Here is a 16,932-nt window from a genome sequence, read left to right as displayed (position 1 = left end):
TCCGCCCGCTGGCGGACGCTGGCCAAACCGGTACGTTACACTGTTGCATTACTGTCTTCTGCGTATTGTCCTCTGCCATGAAATTCTTTGCCCTTGTTGCCTCGCTGTTCGTCCTCGCTGGTTGCGCCAGCGGCCCGCGTTACGACACCAGCCACCCTTCGGCCAATTACGACAGTCGCATCCAGTTCGTTGTGGTGCATTACACCTCGGCGTCGCTGGAGCGTTCGCTGCAATTGCTGACCCATGGCGACGTCAGCAGCCATTACCTGATCGGCGATGACAACAACGCCACAATCTACAAGCTGATGGACGAAAACCAACGGGCCTGGCACGCCGGCGAGAGTCAATGGCAGGGCCGCACCTGGTTGAACTCCAGCTCCATCGGCATCGAAATCGTCAATCCCGGCTACAAGGACACCCCGACCGGGCGCCTGTGGTATCCGTACAGCGAAGCGCAGATCGAATCGTTGATCACCCTGCTCAAGGACATCAGCAAGCGCAACGGCATCAGCCCGCGGCACATCATCGGTCACAGCGACATCGCGCCGCTGCGCAAGCTTGATCCGGGGCCATTGTTTCCGTGGAAACGTCTCGCTGATGAAGGCTTGGGACTGTGGCCGAACGAGCAAGCGGTAGCGCGTCAGCAAGCCGTGTTCAACAGCAGTCCGCTGCCGGAACCAGGCTGGTTCCAGGCGCAACTTGCGCGCCTGGGTTACGACACGCCGCAGACCGGCGAGCTGGACGTCGCCACGCGCCACGTCCTCGCCGCGTTCCAGATGCATTACCGCCCTGCTCGCTTCGACGGGACGCCGGATGCGCAAACCGCGGCACTTCTTCTGGTCCTCAATCAGACAAAATAATGACGCCCGCCCGACGGTCAGGGCGAAATCGCAATCAGCAGCTATAACTCATGGTAATTCTTCGGAAAATCCTTGATGGCTGCGACCCGAGAGACGCTGCGTAGCTGGTTTTATCGCCCTGCTTTTTTGGCGATGATCGCGGCTGTCCTCAGCGCCAGTCTGTTGATCGCCGGCGGTATGTTCGCGGCGATACGCCAGATGGAAATGCGCGAGAGCCAGGAAATGAACGCCCAGGGCGAGCGTTTCCTCGCTCGCCTCGAACAATTGTTCGGCCAGTTGCGCGAAAGTCTCGACGACCTTGAAGCCCAGCCCTTGCGCGGCTGCGACGAAGAAATGATCGCGACCCTGCAGCAAGTCACCTTCAACTACCGCTTCGTCTATGAAGCGGCATATATGGACGCTTCGCGATTCTGCTCCAACCGTCCGCGCCAGGAAGGTCTGTCGTTGGTGCGCGCGCCGGACATTCAGGGCCCGACCTACAGCTATTGGCTGAACACCACCACCGAACCCGATGAAAACCGCGCGGCACTGATGCTCGGGCGCGGTAACTTCCGTGTCGCTACCTCGCGCGGACATTTGACCGACATGGTTGATCTGTCGCCCGGCAGCAGCCTGCTGGTGGTACTCGATCACGGCACTCGCGCGATTCCGGTGCTCGGCACCGCACAGACCTGGCCACCGACCGAACCCTGGCCACCGAAGAGCCGTGATGCGCTGCAAGTCACGCAAACGCGGCTGATCTATCGCATGCCCACCGACAACCCGGAATATCAATTGGTGCTGATCACGCCGCGCACGGGCATGCACGTCCCGGCTGTGTGGTGGTGGCTGTTGCCGGTGTGCCTGATCGCCGGCGCCGTTGTCGGCTTTCTGACCTTGCTGCTGGTGCGTCAGCGCCAGTCACTGGATGCCGAGCTGCACGGTGCGATCCGCCGGGGTGAGTTGCAGGTGCTGTATCAGCCGATCTTCGACCTCGACAGCCGCCACTGCGTCGGCGCCGAAGCGCTGCTGCGCTGGCGGCGCCCGGACGGCACCCTGACCAGCCCCGACCTGTTCATTCCGATGGCGGAGAACACCGGGCAGATCCGGCAGATGACCGACTTCGTGTTGCAGCGTCTGCTCGAACAACTGGGCCAGTTACTGCGCGCCAATCCGCAGCTATATATCTCGGTGAACCTCGCGGCCTGCGATGTCATGGTGCCGCGCATCGGCCAGGTCATGGCGCGGCTGCTGGCGCTGCACCGTGTCGCCGCGCGGCAGATAGCCTTCGAAGTGACCGAACGCGGTCTGATCGATGTAGTGGTGGCGCGGGAAAACCTGCAAGCCTTGCGCGACGTTGGCCATCAGGTGCTGATCGATGATTTCGGCACCGGCTATTGCAGCCTTGCCTATCTGCAGACCTTGCCGGTGGACTGCCTGAAGATCGACAAGGCGTTCATCGATGCGCTGGGCCATGACGCGGCGAGCAGCGGCGTCGCTCCGCACATCATTCACATGGCGCAGGCGCTGGATCTGAAAGTGATTGCCGAAGGCATCGAGCTGGAATCCCAGGCAGCGCTGCTCAGCAGTGAGGGGGTCAAGTTCGGTCAGGGCTGGCTGTTCGCCCACGCCTTGAGCGCCGTGCAATTCATCGAACTGATCACCCGAGGTCGACGCCTGGCCGGGCGGCGTATGGACGACGAGGCTTAAACGGCCAGCGCCATGTAGAACTGGGTGCCCTGCCCAGGCCGCGAGTAGACGCCCATGCGCCCGCCGTGCAACTGGACGATTTCCTTGCACAGCGCCAGGCCGAGCCCGGCGCCGCCCTTCTTGCGCCCGACCTGCACGAACGGCTCGAAAATCCGCCCCTGCTGGCCGTAGGCAATGCCTTCGCCATTGTCTTCGACGCTGATGATCACCCGCTCGCCATGGCGGCGCGCCTGCAGACGGATCTGGCCGTCGCGGGCGGTATGGCGCAAGGCGTTGTCGATCAGGTTGTCGAGGACGCGATCGAGTTGCGCCTGATCAGCCTGCAACCTCGGCAGCGGGCCTTGAATCTCGACGTTCAGCGCAACACCTTTGGCCGCAGCCACGTCGGCAAAGCGCAGTTGCGCCTGCTCCAGCAGGTCCTCAATGGAACATGGCGCCAGGGTGAGTTTCTGTAGACCGTTCTGGTAGCGCGAGAAATTCAGCAAGTCGTTGATCAATTGCATCAGCCGCTGCATTTCTTCGTTGACCGTATCCAGCAGGTCAGCTTCGCGCGATTCAGCCGGGAATTTCGCCCTCTCGCGAAACAGTCCGAAGGCCATGTGCATGCCTGTGACCGGCGTGCGCAGTTCATGGGAAGCGCGCAAGACAAACTCACTGCGCACGCGCTCGAACGCGCGTTGCTCGGTGACGTCGTGCAGCACCATCACCGCACCGAGAATATGCCCTTGGGTATGACTGACCGGCGTCAGGCTGTAAGTCAGCAGGCGCGATTCGCCATCGACTTCGATGCTCAGATCTTCCGGCGCCCGCTCCAGCGTGCCGCCGCGCAGGACCAATTGCAGTTGTGCATCCAGTTCCGGGCGGCCGAGCGCGGTGCCCAAGCCTTGGCCCAGTCGATCGTCTTCCCAGCCCAACTGGCGCTGAGCAACGGGGTTGAGGTGTTCGAGCTGGCCCTGGCGGTCAATCATCAACAAACCGTCGTCGATACTATCGAGCACCGCTTGCAAGCGCTGCTGGCCGGCCAACAGTTCGTCGACATTCATCGCCTGGTGTTCGCGCAACGCCTCGGCCATCAGGCCGAAGCGCCGCGACAGCAGGTTGACTTCCATGGCCGTGGAAATCGGCAGAGTCACGTCATAGTTGCCCTGGCCGATGTTGTCGGCAGCCTTGGCCAGCGCTTCGATCGGTGCGCCGAAGCGCCGAGCAATGCCCTGCGCCGTGACAAAACCGATGATCAGCACCGCCAGCCCGACCAGGCCAAGCAGCCCGGCTATCAGCAGGGCACGTTCGCGAGCGGCGTGCTGCACCTCATTGATACTGTCCAGCGCGTGCTTGTGCTCAGCAATCAACCCATTACGCAGAATATTGAAGCGCTCGCGGAAATCCGCGCTGGTGCTGGCGTTCTTTGCCGCTTCGGCAGTCACGTCGAATGAGGCGAGGAAGCTCAGGTAATCGGCCTTGGCCTGGCGGAAACCGTAAGGCTGGTCATCGCCCTCCTGCTGTTGGGCGATGCCTTGGTCGAGCAACTCGAAGTAGTGCTGCTTGGACGCTTCGAACGCGACGGGGTCGGGTTTTTCGGCGAGCATGATGATCAATTGATCACCGAGGGTCTGGCGCAGCTTGAGCCCCAGATCCAGGGTGACAAAGTTGCTGCGCACCAGCGCTTCCTGCGACCCGGCCATCTGCATCACGCTGACCAGCCCGAGCAAGAGCCCGAGCAAGGCCACGGTGATCAACGCAGAAATGCTCAGGAACAGGCGCGTGCGCAGCTTGATCGCCAGTTTCATCGCGCAGTGCTCACAGGTTGTACTGCTTGCGTTTGCGATACAGGGTCGAGGCGTCGATGCCGAGGGTTTTCGCCGCTTGATCCAGGGTGCCGGCGGTGGCCAGAACCGCGCCGATGTGCGCTTTCTCCAGCTCGTCCAGGCTCAGTGCCGCGCCGACCCGTGGCGCGTTGTTGGCCGGTTGTTCGGCCATGCCCAGGTGGCTGATTTCAACGCGTTCCTGCGGGCAGATGATGCTGGCCCGCTCGACCACGTTGCGCAGTTCGCGAATGTTGCCCGGCCAGCGATAACCGAGCAGCGCTTCGCGCGCCTCATCGCTAAAGCCGCGCGCTGGGCGTGCGTACTCTTTGACGAAGCGTGCGAGGAAGCGATCGGCAAGGGTCAGGATGTCTTCGGCGCGCTCGCGCAATGGCGGCAGATGCAGGGTGATGACGTTGAGGCGATAGAGCAGATCTTCGCGGAAGCGGCCGTCGCGGACCATGTCTTCGAGATTGAGGTTGGTGGCGGCGAGGATGCGCACATCGGCGCGGCGAGTGACCGGGTCGCCGACCCGCTCGTACTCCTTGTCCTGAATGAAGCGCAGCAACTTGGGTTGCAGAGTCAGAGGAAAGTCGCCGATCTCGTCGAGAAACAGCGTGCCGCCATCAGCCTGATTAACACGCCCCAAGGTGCTTTCACTGGCACCGGTAAACGCGCCACGACTATGGCCGAACAGCTCGCTTTCCATCAACTCGGCAGTCAGCGACGGGCAGTTGATGGTGACGCAGGACTTCTTCTCGCGCTTGCTCCAGCCGTGGATCGCACGGGCCAGTTCACCTTTACCCGTGCCGGACTCGCCAAGGATAAGAATGTTGGCGTCGGTGCTTGCGACCTGACGGGCCGTTTCCAGCACGACTTTCATCGCCGGGCTATGGGAATCGAGGCCGTCTTTCGGTTTGCGGATCTCGCCTTCCAGCGCTTCAAGGCGCGCAGAGAGCTGGCGTACTTCCAGCTGCTTGGCGGTGGCCAAGCGCAGTTGATCAGGGCTGCATGGCTTGACCAGATAATCGGCGGCGCCAGCCTGGATGGCATCAACCGCAGTGTCGACCGCCGAATGGGCGGTGACGATCACTACGCGCATCCACGGCGCCTGAATGCGCATCTGCGCGAGGACGTCGAGACCGTTGTCCTCGCCCAGACGCAAATCGAGGAAGCACAGGTCGAAGACCTGACGTTGCAGCAAAGCATCGGCTTGGGCCGCGCTATTGGCGGTGGCTACCGTATAGCCTTCGTCTTCGAGGCAATAACGAAACGTACGCAGGATGGCGGATTCATCGTCCACCAGCAGAATGCGGCCTTGTTGCTCAGTGGCAGATTCCATTTTTCCTACGCTCCATAGTGATTAGTCTTGGGTTAGTCCCGGAAAAATCGGGCAAGTTGCATGGTTGATTCTGAACGATACCAGCCATAGGAGGGTAGCTCTCTACTGCCATAACGGCCAATTCATTGATTTCGTTGAGTTTTAAAACATTCGGCGTTTTGCAGGGCAGATCCTGCGTCCTCTTCTGACATCTGCGTACCGGTAGCAATTCCATATCATCGAAATTTCCCACGAAATAATCGTGCATTGCGCACGACCGCAGAAGAGCCATCGTGCAGGATGCGTCGCAGGAAATTTCCGAAGAGCACGTAACTTATTGTTTTTATTGATAATTTCTGACATCAAAAAACTGGCATGCAGGCTGCAATACCTCACTCAGCCCGGGCAGAACAGCACTGCCCTAACAGAACAAGCGTGAGGAACACAGGATGACTCGCCCAATCGCCGCCCAAGTACGTATTTCGCCACTGCAGATCCAGCAAGGTCTGTTCGGTGTACTGGCGTTGCTGATCACCCTGATCGTCTGCCAGCAGTACATGAGCTGGGAAAACAGCCGTAAACCCGAGCCATTGATTTCGATGCAGCACAGCACTCAGACGCACTTCAGTGCCGTGAGCAGCAGCCAGGCTGAAAACGCTTCGATGCACATGATCGATGTCGACCAGGCGCAACCGCTGGATCAATTGCCACGGGAAGAGCGCTGGGTTTTCTAAGTCAGTGAATACATTCGGGCGCGTAGCGCCGGAAATCGGAAACACCCCTAAATAGAGAAGTAAGGAGAATCACCATGTTGAGCTGGGCAATTACATTCTTGATCATTGCCATCATCGCCGCCGTTCTGGGCTTCGGTGGTATCGCGGGCACCGCCACGGGTATCGCCAAGATTCTCTTTGTCGTGTTCCTGGTGATGTTCATCGCTTCCTTCTTCTTTGGCCGTCGCGGCCGAGGTTAACGATGATCGGTCTCAAGACATTGGCCGCCGCCCTGCTTCTGGGCGGCAGTGCCATGGCCATGGCGGCCAATGATGGCCAGACTCGGGTCAACGAACTGCTCGCCTCCGACGCGCAGTACCGTGAAACCTGGGAAGGCGTGATCAAAAAGGAAGAGCGCGTACCGGAATGGGTGATCAACCTGTCCGGCACCTCCGAACAACAGATGCACGCCGTTACGGAAGATGGTGATCAGTATCTGGTCGGCCCGCTCTGCGAGAGTCAGGACAAGTGCCTGAATCACCGGTTGATCGTGGCCTTCAGCTTCGACAAGGATGACGCCTACGCCATGCTGGTCGATGTGCCGGAAGGTCTGCCGCAAGACAAGTCGCCGACGCGACACGCGACTTATCGCTTCTTCGGCAAACCTGATCAGGGCATGCAGGATCTGCTGATGGAAACCCTGAAGAAAGATCCGAAGTGGTACTGACGCAGGACGCGCAAAGGTTTCGAACACGAAAGCAGCGCCCCGCTGCTTTCCACTGCGCCGCCCGATGAGGGTCGGTGCATGACCAGGGGGCCGGGACGTTCTGACTGATGCAGAGTCGGAGTGACCTACGGGTACAGGGAGTACCTGCGCGAGGGCCGGGTCAGGGTAAAAGCTGCGCCGCAGGTTCGTCGACCCGATGGTCTGACGAATCTGCGCTGGGCTTTGAATCAGCTAAACCATTGATCCAGCGCGCCAATCCCCTTCTTTGAATCGTCGACACTGTGCGGAAAAACATTTCGCGGTGTTTCCTGACGACCGTATATCGACAAAGATCGCGCTCGATTCGTGTGACTCCTAGTCTTTCGATTTGGAGTTTTTCCGGAAATTTCCGCCAATTCCCGCTGTACAAAATTTGACCGCCCTAAGCTGTAATGGCCGGTTCACGGCACTTATGCCGGCTGAAATGTCACAATCGAACCGCTTGGGACGCCAGTTTCAATTGAAAAAGCTCATGCCGATTCGGCATAGGGTAGGCGTTTACGGCATTAGACGGCGCCACCTTGCATCGGAATAGTTGCGCCTTTTTTCGCCTGCCGAAGAGCCGTAAACACGCGCTTCGGGGCACCTTATACGGAGGCAGATGCACAGACTTTTCCGCTGATGAGCGTTCCAGTTCCTGCATGTGCCTGAGTCAAACGCAAGTAAGGGTAAAGATAATGAAGAAGGCAAAAATCAGCCTCGCCTGGCAGATCCTCATCGGTCTGGTTCTGGGGATTGCACTGGGTGCGTTGCTCAATCACTTCAGCGCCGAGAAGGCCTGGTGGATCAGCAACGTCCTGCAACCGGCAGGCGATATCTTTATCCGTCTGATCAAGATGATCGTGATCCCGATCGTCATTTCCTCGCTGATCGTCGGCATCGCCGGCGTGGGCGACGCCAAGAAGCTCGGGCGTATCGGCCTGAAGACGATCATCTATTTCGAGATCGTCACCACCATCGCCATCGTCGTCGGCCTGGTGCTGGCCAACGTGTTCCATCCGGGCACCGGCATCGACATGAGCACCCTGGGCACGGTGGATATCTCCAAGTACCAGGCGACCGCCGCCGAAGTGCAGCATGAACATGCGTTCATCGAAACCATCCTCAACCTGATCCCGTCGAACATCTTCGCGGCCATGGCTCGCGGCGAAATGCTGCCGATCATCTTCTTCTCCGTACTGTTCGGTCTCGGCCTGTCGAGCCTGCAGTCGGACCTGCGCGAGCCGCTGGTAAAGATGTTCCAGGGCGTTTCGGAAAGCATGTTCAAAGTCACCCACATGATCATGAACTACGCTCCGATTGGCGTATTCGCACTGATCGCGGTGACCGTCGCCAATTTCGGCTTCGCTTCGCTGTTGCCGCTGGCAAAACTGGTGATTCTGGTTTACGTCGCCATCGCCTTCTTCGCCTTCGTCGTGCTGGGCCTGATCGCCAAGCTGTTCGGCTTCTCGGTGCTCAAGCTGATGCGCATCTTCAAGGATGAGCTGGTGCTGGCCTACTCCACCGCTTCCTCGGAAACCGTGCTGCCACGTGTCATCGAGAAGATGGAAGCCTACGGCGCGCCGAAAGCCATCTGCAGCTTCGTGGTACCGACCGGTTACTCGTTCAACCTCGACGGCTCGACCCTGTACCAGTCGATCGCGGCGATCTTCATTGCCCAGCTGTACGGCATTGACCTGTCGATCAGCCAGCAACTGCTGCTGGTGTTGACGCTGATGGTCACCTCCAAAGGCATCGCCGGCGTACCGGGCGTGTCCTTCGTGGTGCTGCTGGCCACTCTGGGCAGCGTTGGCATCCCGCTCGAAGGCCTGGCGTTCATCGCTGGTGTCGATCGCATCATGGACATGGCGCGTACTGCACTGAACGTGATCGGTAATGCCTTGGCAGTGCTGGTTATCGCGCGCTGGGAAGGCATGTACGACGACGCCAAGGGCGAGCGTTACTGGAATTCCCTGCCGCACTGGCGCAGCAAGGAAAAACTGCCGGCTGGCGAGATTTCCAAGAACTGACACCCCCCTGTAGGAGCTGCCGCAGGCTGCGATCTTTTGATCTTGCTTTTAAAAAACAAAATCAAAAGATCGCAGCCTTCGGCAGCTCCTACAGTAGATTGAGGCCACCCAGTAAATCGGGGGGCGGCAGATCCATACGAACCCTGGAGAAATCCGGGGTTTGTCGTTTCTGGTGACCCCGCTATCATTCGCCGCATTCTTCGGGGGATTTGACTGATGCTTAATGGCCTGTGGCTTGGCTTCTTCATCGTGGCAGCCGTGTCGGCGCTGGCGCAGTGGCTGATCGGCGGCAACGCCGGGATCTTTGCGGCGATGGTGGAAAGCATTTTCGCCATGGCCAAGCTGTCGGTCGAAGTCATGGTGCTGCTGTTCGGCACCCTCACCCTGTGGCTGGGCTTTCTGCGCATCGCCGAAAAGGCCGGGATCGTCGAGTGGCTGGCCAAGGTGCTCGGTCCGCTGTTTCTGCGGCTGATGCCGGAAGTCCCGGCCGGCCACCCTGCCCTTGGCCTGATCACGCTGAACTTCGCCGCCAACGGTCTGGGCCTGGACAACGCCGCCACGCCGATCGGCCTCAAGGCCATGAAAGCGCTGCAGGAGCTGAACCCCAGCGCCACCATCGCCAGCAACGCGCAGATCCTGTTTCTGGTGCTCAACGCCTCGTCGCTGACCCTGCTGCCCGTGACCATCTTCATGTACCGCGCCCAGCAAGGCGCGCCGGATCCGACGCTGGTGTTCCTGCCGATTCTGCTGGCGACCAGTTGCTCGACCATCGTCGGCTTCCTCTCCGTTGCCGTCATGCAACGCCTACGCATCTGGGACCCGGTGGTGCTCGCCTATCTGCTGCCCGGCGCGCTGATCCTCGGCGGCTTCATGGCCCTGCTTGGTACGCTTTCTGCGACAGCACTGGCGGGATTGTCGTCGATCCTCGGCAATCTCACGCTGTTCGGCTTGATCATGCTTTTTTTGCTGATCGGCGCGCTGCGCAAGGTCAAGGTGTACGAGGCGTTCGTCGAAGGCGCGAAAGAGGGCTTCGATGTGGCGAAGAACCTCTTGCCGTATCTGGTGGCGATGCTCTGTGCGGTTGGCGTGTTGCGCGCCTCTGGTGCGCTGGATTTCGGCCTGGACGGTATTCGTCATCTGGTCGAGTGGGCCGGCTGGGACACGCGCTTCGTCGATGCGCTGCCGACGGCGATGGTCAAACCGTTTTCCGGCAGCGCCGCGCGGGCGATGCTCATCGAGACCATGCAGACCTCCGGCGTCGACAGCTTCCCGGCGCTGGTCGCGGCGACGGTGCAGGGCAGTACCGAAACCACGTTCTATGTGCTGGCGGTGTACTTCGGCGCGGTGGGCATTCAGCGCGCGCGGCACGCTGTGGGGTGTGCGTTGCTGGCCGAGTTTGCCGGAGTGGTGGGCGCTATCGGGGTCTGCTACTGGTTCTTTGGTTGAGCAAAATTCCCATGTGGGAGCGAGCCTGCTCGCGAAGACGGAGTGTCAGTCAACGCTTAAGTGACTGATACACCGCTTTCGCGAGCAGGCTCGCTCCCACAGGAGTTGTGGTGTGTCAGCGCGGTTGCGGGGCGAGTTTCTGGCCTTGCTCCACGGCCCAAGCCACAACCTTGGCCGTCAGGCGATCACTGGCCAGGCCAAACCCGGCGACCACCGCTGGCACCTGCACATCATTCAACGACTGGCGCTCTTCAAAACGGCGGCTGGCGAGGATGCGCTGGTCGTAACCACGCACCAGCAACGCATCAACCCGCACCACAACGCCGGCCTGGGTGCCCTGATATTCCGTCTGAAACGCCTGCAAGCTACCGCCCAGCTCCAGATCCGCCTGAAAGTTGCTGTCGTCGGTGCTCAGCAGCGTCACTCGACCATCACGCTGGAATCCATCGAGCAGACGATTGCGCAGCAGTACCGGCGCCGGATCGCTCCAGCGCGAGCCCTTGTAGGAGCTGATCACATCGCCCTGCGGAATCACGGCAATGCTCGGCCGGTTCAGTGCTTCGCTGGCCTGCAATTTATTCAAGCGCAACGACCACGACTGCGCCGCCGCCGGGCTGGCCGAGGCGGGCGCTTGCGCGGCGGGCAGGCGGTAGACATCCGAAGGTTCCGACTGGGGCAAGATCGAGCACGCGCCGATCAGGGTCAGGCCAGCGCCGAGCAGGGCGATTCGAGTCAGTTTCATGGGGTGAATTCCTTGTTCTTGTCGCTGCCCAGCAGGTAGCCGCTGGGGTTGGCCTCAAGGCGCTGGGAAATCGCGCGCAGCGAGGTCAGCGTCTCGCGCAGTTCGCGAATCGCCGGGGCCAGGCCGTTGAGGCCCTGCATGCCGTTATCCAGCGAATTCTGGTTTTTGCTGAGCAAGCCGTTGATGGTCACGCTGCTTTGCTCCAGCGACTTCATCGCCTGTTCGGCACTGCCAAGGGCCTGTTTGCCCTGATCGTTGAGCAGGCCGTTGGCGTTGCGCATCAGCAGTGAGGTCTGCTCGAGCATGCTGCCGGCCTGTTTGCCGACCGTTGCCAGTTGCTGCATGGCTTGCTTGATGTCGCCGCGCTGGTCATTGATGGTGCCGGTGGTCTGTTCCAGATGGGCGAGGGTCTTGCTCACGCGCTCGACGTTTTCCGCGGAGAACATGTGGTTGGCGTTTTGCAGCAGGGCGCTGATGCCGGTCATCAAGTCGCTGCTGTCGTTGAGCAGACGCGAGATAGGCGAGGGCGAGGCGACCAGAGTTGGCAATTTGCCGTCATGCCCGCGCAATTTCGGGCTCTCGGGTGTGCCGCCGCTGAGCTGGATGATCGACGTGCCAGTAATGCCGGTCAGTGCCAGCTTGGCCTGGGTGTCTTCCTTGACCGGCGTGTCGCCCGCCAGACGAATCCGCGCCAGCACCCGGCGCGGGTCCTGCGGATCAAGGCGCAGGCTGACCACGTCTCCGACCTTGATGCCGCTGTACTGCACCGAGCTGCCCTTGGACAGACCGCTGACCGCCTCGTTGAACACCACTTCGTAATCCTTGAATTCGGTGTCGACGCTGGATTTGGCCAGAAACAGGCCGAAGAGCAGGGCGCCGGCCACGACGATCACCGTGAACAGGCCGATCAACACATGATGGGCTCGGGTTTCCATATCAGACCTCGTTGAGCAGTTTGGCGGCGTCCAGCGCCGAGCGGCCGCGCGGGCCGTGGAAGTATTCGTGAATCCACGCGTCGGCGGTTTCCGAGACGACGTCGATAGGGCCGGCAACCAGCACTTTCTTCTGCGCCAGCACCGCCACGCGATCGGTGATGGTGTACAGCGTGTCGAGGTCGTGGGTCACCAGAAACACGCTCAGCCCCAACGCATCGCGCAGGGTCAGGATCAATTGATCGAACTGCGCCGCGCCAATCGGATCGAGTCCGGCGGTGGGCTCATCGAGAAACAGAATGTCCGGATCCAGCGCCAAAGCCCGCGCCAGCGCCGCGCGCTTGATCATGCCGCCAGACAGCGACGCAGGGTATTTGTCCGCCGCCGACAACGGCAGCCCGGCCAGCGCCAGTTTCACCGCCGCCAGATGCTCGGCGTCGTGACGGCTGAGGCCGGCGTGTTCGATCAGGGGCAGGGCGACGTTCTCGGTCACGGTCAGCGACGAGAACAGCGCGCCCTTCTGGAACAGCACACCAAAGCGCCTTTCGATCAGCGAGCGCTCATGCTCGGGCAGATTCGGCAGGTTCTGGCCGAAGACCTTGACCATGCCCTCGCTGGGCCGATTCAGCCCGACGATGCTGCGCAGCAGCACCGATTTGCCGGTACCGGAGCCGCCAACCACGGCGAGGATCTCGCCCTTGTACACGTCCAGATCAAGGTTCTCGTGCACGCTCTGCGGGCCGAAGCGATTGCACAGGCCACGGACTTCGATCACCGCCTCCGAGGGCGCGCGGGGTAGACGACTCACCAGCCCATCTCCATGAAAAACAGCGCGGCCACCGCATCAAGCACGATCACCACGAAAATCGACTGGACCACGCTGGAGGTGGTGTGCGCGCCGACCGATTCGGCGCTGCCGCTGACCTTGAAACCTTCCAGGCAACCAATTGCCGCGATCAGGAAGGCGAAGATCGGCGCCTTCACCAGCCCGACCAGAAAATGCTGAATGCCGATGTCCGATTGCAGTAGCGAAAGGAACATTGCCGGCGAAATATCCAGCGACACCGCACAGACCACACCGCCGCCGACGATCCCCGAGAGCATCGCCAGAAACGTCAGCATCGGCAGCGCCACCAGCAGCGCTAGCACACGCGGCACCACCAGCAATTCGATCGGGTCGAGGCCAAGGGTGCGGATCGCGTCGATTTCTTCGTTGGCCTTCATCGAGCCGATCTGCGCGGTGAATGCACTGGCGGTGCGCCCGGCCATCAGGATCGCCGTGAGCAACACGCCGAATTCGCGCAGGAACGAGAAGCCGACCAGGTCCACGGTGAAAATCGTCGCGCCGAAACTGGCCAGTACCGTGGCGCCAAGAAACGCCACCACCGCACCGACCAGAAACGTCAGCAAGGCCACGATCGGCGCAGCGTCGAGGCCGGTCTGCTCGATGTGCGCGATCATCGGCGTGATCCGCCAGCGCTTGGGCCGCAACAGACCACGGGCGATGACTTCGAGAATCAGGCCGACGAAGCCGAGCAGTTGCAGCGTGTCGGTCCAGACCTTGTCCACCGCGCGGCCGATGCGCGTCAGCAGTTGCACGCTGACGCTGACTTCCGGCTCCTTGATCGGCACGCAGAAATCACTCAGCGAGCAGTACACGGTTTGCAGCAAGGCGCGGTCGGCAGTTGAAAGGGTGCAATCGGGGTGTTCGGCGGTTTTGCCCAAGCGCTCGGAACCGAGCAGCTCGACCAGCAATGACGCGCCAGCGGTGTCGAGGGCTCCGAGGCCGTTCAGATCGATGGAAGTGTTGGCGTCGTACTGGCCGCGGAGCTTTTCGCTCAGATGCTTGAGCGCGGTGTAGTGGGCGAGCGTCCAGTCGCCGCTGACCCGCAGACGGGCAGGGCTGAGCGCGGTGTCCAGGTGGGCACTGCCGGGGGTTGGGCTGCTGGTCATAAGCTCCGTGCTTGTACGGCCGTTACGAGATCCTACGTAATAGCACGAACCGGATTACTTTTCTTTGGCCGGTGTGCTGTCGGTAATTGCGAAACGCAGCACGCCGATCAACTGGCCATCCTCGGTCAGCACCCGCACCTGCCACTTGCCCGCCGGGTTGCCGGGGAAATTCTGTTTGTGCGTCCACGCCCGGTAGCCTTCCTTGCGCCCGCCATGGATGTCGAGGGCGATGCGGTCGACCTCTTTGCCGTTGTAGGTCCACACGTGATAAATCCGCTCGTCGAGACCGCGCGGCGCGTTGATCGCAGTGTAGGCGTAGAGCCCGCCGCTGCGGATCTGCTCGGCACTGACGGTGTCGAGGCTGGCGCCGGGGGTGCGATCCTGCAACTGCGTGCTGATCGCTACGTCGGTCATCCACAGCGTTGCCGGCGGCACCCACGAACGCAGCGCCCAACCGACGCCGCCGATGCCGAAGGTAATGAACAGAATCGCCAGGGCATTGCGCACTGTGCGGATCGGGAAGATTGACGCCAGGCTCGGGAACGACAGCAGCACGGCAATTCCCAGCGCCCATTTGAAACTCTGCGCGGTGGTCAGGTGCATGATCACCGGCAACGCAGTGAGCAGTGCGGCGAACAGGGTCAGGGTGTGCAGCGCGAGAAACGCCCAGCGCCGTGGCGCCAGCCATTTGTAGTACAGCGGATCGACGATGGAGATCAGTGCGGCAACGCTGAGCAGCCCCGTGAAGACAAACTGGCCGCTGTTCCACGTAGTGGTGATGAAGAAGAATGGCAAAACGAAAAACAGGCTTTCCTGATGGATCATCTGCGTCGCGTAACGCAGCAGCGGCTGGGGAATTTCGCGTTTGAAGATCCGTGTGAACAGCCCGGTCAGGGTGTTTTCCAGCATCAGCCAGATCCAGCTGAGCAGCATGATCACCGTGATCCAGCTGGCCAGGCCCTGTTGGCGATCGACGAGGATGAAACTGCCGACCCCGGAAATGAAACCACCCGCCGCGATCAACCCGGGGTAGCGCTTCATCAGCTCGAGAAGGCGCTGGATAAGGAGGGTCAGTTTTGGCATTTTGGCGGTTCACGACGATATGGGGAAAATCCCGGAAAGGTTAACGCCGCATGACCCCTGTGGCGAGGGGATTTATCCCCGATCGGCGGCGCAGCCGTCGTAGATCCTGCGAGCGAATTCTGTCTGGATATACCGAGCTGCCCTTATCGGGGCTGCTGCGCAGCCCATCGGGGATAAATCCCCTCGCCACAAGTGCTCACTCACCACAGGATTAATGGCTTCCAGCAATTTTTTGGCGACGATACACACGCCAGCCGATCAACATCAGCAGCACCAGCCCCACCCCACCTGCAGCCAGCCACAACACTTGATCATCACTGATCAACGGCTTCTCGATCCGGATATACCCCGGCTGCAGCAACAGCTCGCGCATCGCCTTGTTCGCCGCTTCCAGCGTCACCCCCTGCAACTCCCGCGCGGGATTGGCAAAGCGACCATCCTGATAGTCGGCCAGCGCGCTCCAGTAATAGTCCGCCAGTGCGCTGTTGCCCTGCACGGCCCAGGCCTGGTGGGCGATGGCGGCTTGCTTGATGCGGGCGAAGGTGCTCGGGTCGAGACCGTTTTGCAGCAGGTCGGCCTTGAGGTCTTCAAGCACCTGGATGGCTTCGTCGACGTCATCGCGATCCAGGTCAGCGTTGAGGCTCATGAAGCCGACACCGCCGAACACTTCGCGCTCGGCCCACGGTCCGTACGACAAGCCATGGTTGAGACGAATCTGCCGGTACAACGCCCAGTCGAGGTAATCCTTGAGAATGTCGAACGTCTGATCGTACTGATCGTCGAGCACCGGTTCCGGCACCAGCCAGTGCAGCTTGGCGCTGTCGCCGATAAAGCCACGGGTGAGGGTGCGTTCATGGGCGGCGCTGGTGCGGATGTCCGGCAGCGCCCGATGCTCGCTCGGCTCGACCGGCTCCAGCTCACCCCAGGTACGCTCCAGATAGGCCGGCAGCAGTTTGTCGAGTTCGCCGACGACGATCAGGGTCATATTGTTCGGCGCGTACCAGGCCTTGCGCACCCTCTCCAGTTGCTCCTGGGTCAGATGGCCGACTTCGGCACGCTGCGGGCATTTCAGTCCCAGCTCGACAGCCAGTTGATTGCTCGCGGTATGACCGAGGTCCTGACGGTCGAGGAAACGTTGCAGCCTGGTGTAGTGCCCGCCGTCCTCACGCTCGACCACCCGTTTCGCCGCGTTGATTGCGTTGTCGTCGATGCGTGTCTGGGTCAGCAGCGCGAGCAGCAGGTCGAGCACCTTGCGCTGGTTTTTCGCCGGGGCTTCGATGACGAACGTGGTGTCGGCATTGCTGGTGAACGCATTCCAGTCCCCGCCCAGCGCCTGCATGCGTTCTTCCAGGCCGCCTTCGCCAGTGGCGTCGATACCGCTGAACAGCAAGTGTTCGAGCAAATGCGGCAGCTCTTTTTCGTCGCAGTCGAAGTCATCGAGGCCGACGCCGACCACCAGCCGGATCGCCACATGCCCACGCTCGGTGCCGGGTTTGAGCATCAGCTGTAAACCATTGGGCAGCGCATAGCCTTCGACCTGAAACCGATCCAGGGCAAAAGCGGGCAGGGAACCGAGCAACAGACAGGCAAACAACAGGCAACGCATAACAGGCTTC

The 16,932-nt window shown here is 61.0% G+C and carries 15 protein-coding genes; 7 read left to right on the top strand and 8 right to left on the bottom strand.

Annotated features, from left to right (window positions below; genetic code table 11):
* Positions 1-77 precede the first annotated feature (77 nt).
* Together NF676_RS00825 and NF676_RS00820 are read left to right on the top strand one after the other, a co-directional pair.
* A complete protein-coding gene (locus NF676_RS00825) occupies positions 78-860 on the top strand; it encodes an N-acetylmuramoyl-L-alanine amidase (protein ID WP_252887073.1) in 783 nt (260 codons plus the stop codon).
* Between the two features lie 75 nt (positions 861-935).
* On the top strand, positions 936-2,549 hold the full coding sequence (locus tag NF676_RS00820) for an EAL domain-containing protein (RefSeq protein WP_095182299.1): 1,614 nt from the start codon (positions 936-938) through the stop codon (positions 2,547-2,549).
* On the opposite strand, the gene NF676_RS00815 is transcribed toward NF676_RS00820, so the two are convergent.
* Positions 2,546-4,336: an ATP-binding protein gene (locus NF676_RS00815; protein WP_095182300.1), complete on the bottom strand. Its 1,791-nt coding sequence runs from the start codon at positions 4,334-4,336 to the stop codon at positions 2,546-2,548. The genes NF676_RS00820 and NF676_RS00815 overlap by 4 nt on opposite strands.
* A 10-nt stretch (positions 4,337-4,346) precedes the next feature.
* A complete protein-coding gene (gene algB, locus NF676_RS00810; protein ID WP_024014980.1) occupies positions 4,347-5,693 on the bottom strand; it encodes a sigma-54-dependent response regulator transcription factor AlgB in 1,347 nt (448 codons plus the stop codon).
* A gap of 428 nt (positions 5,694-6,121) precedes the next feature.
* On the opposite strand from algB, the gene NF676_RS00805 reads away from it, so the two are divergent.
* From NF676_RS00805 to NF676_RS00785, 5 genes are all read left to right on the top strand, one after another.
* Entirely contained in the window at positions 6,122-6,406 is a 285-nt protein-coding gene (locus NF676_RS00805) for a hypothetical protein (RefSeq protein ID WP_024014979.1), read from the top strand.
* A gap of 74 nt (positions 6,407-6,480) precedes the next feature.
* The gene (locus NF676_RS00800; protein WP_003177151.1) at positions 6,481-6,645 is read left to right on the top strand and encodes a DUF1328 domain-containing protein; all 165 of its coding nucleotides are present in this window, start codon (positions 6,481-6,483) and stop codon (positions 6,643-6,645) included.
* Positions 6,646-6,647: 2 nt separating this feature from the next.
* Complete coding sequence (locus tag NF676_RS00795; protein ID WP_016772356.1) at positions 6,648-7,112, top strand: inhibitor of vertebrate lysozyme family protein; 465 nt, start codon at positions 6,648-6,650, stop codon at positions 7,110-7,112.
* A gap of 716 nt (positions 7,113-7,828) precedes the next feature.
* Positions 7,829-9,160: a glutamate/aspartate:proton symporter GltP gene (gltP, locus tag NF676_RS00790; protein WP_039757150.1), complete on the top strand. Its 1,332-nt coding sequence runs from the start codon at positions 7,829-7,831 to the stop codon at positions 9,158-9,160.
* Between the two features lie 216 nt (positions 9,161-9,376).
* Positions 9,377-10,606 (top strand): nucleoside recognition domain-containing protein, encoded by a 1,230-nt coding sequence (locus NF676_RS00785; protein ID WP_252887072.1) that lies wholly within the window; start codon positions 9,377-9,379, stop codon positions 10,604-10,606.
* Between the two features lie 115 nt (positions 10,607-10,721).
* On the opposite strand, the gene NF676_RS00780 is transcribed toward NF676_RS00785, so the two are convergent.
* From NF676_RS00780 to NF676_RS00755, 6 genes are all read right to left on the bottom strand, one after another.
* Positions 10,722-11,348 (bottom strand): ABC-type transport auxiliary lipoprotein family protein, encoded by a 627-nt coding sequence (locus tag NF676_RS00780; protein WP_252887071.1) that lies wholly within the window; start codon positions 11,346-11,348, stop codon positions 10,722-10,724.
* Positions 11,345-12,283, bottom strand: a complete 939-nt coding sequence (locus tag NF676_RS00775; RefSeq protein ID WP_016772359.1) for an MlaD family protein — start codon at positions 12,281-12,283, stop codon at positions 11,345-11,347. Before NF676_RS00775 ends, NF676_RS00780 begins: the two co-directional genes overlap by 4 nt.
* Before the next feature lies 1 nt (position 12,284).
* Positions 12,285-13,088 carry an ABC transporter ATP-binding protein gene (locus tag NF676_RS00770; RefSeq protein WP_071173945.1) on the bottom strand — a complete coding sequence of 268 codons (804 nt, stop codon included), beginning with the start codon at positions 13,086-13,088 and terminating at the stop codon, positions 12,285-12,287.
* Positions 13,085-14,233 carry an ABC transporter permease gene (locus tag NF676_RS00765; protein WP_076564805.1) on the bottom strand — a complete coding sequence of 383 codons (1,149 nt, stop codon included), beginning with the start codon at positions 14,231-14,233 and terminating at the stop codon, positions 13,085-13,087. Before NF676_RS00765 ends, NF676_RS00770 begins: the two co-directional genes overlap by 4 nt.
* A 54-nt stretch (positions 14,234-14,287) precedes the next feature.
* Complete coding sequence (locus NF676_RS00760) at positions 14,288-15,316, bottom strand: DUF5924 family protein (RefSeq protein WP_252887070.1); 1,029 nt, start codon at positions 15,314-15,316, stop codon at positions 14,288-14,290.
* Between the two features lie 211 nt (positions 15,317-15,527).
* Positions 15,528-16,922 (bottom strand): M16 family metallopeptidase, encoded by a 1,395-nt coding sequence (locus NF676_RS00755; RefSeq protein ID WP_252887069.1) that lies wholly within the window; start codon positions 16,920-16,922, stop codon positions 15,528-15,530.
* Positions 16,923-16,932 lie beyond the last annotated feature (10 nt).

Source organism: Pseudomonas siliginis (assembly GCF_024072275.1).
Lineage (GTDB): Bacteria > Pseudomonadota > Gammaproteobacteria > Pseudomonadales > Pseudomonadaceae > Aquipseudomonas > Aquipseudomonas siliginis.
This window is presented reverse-complemented; position numbering and strand designations above follow the sequence as displayed.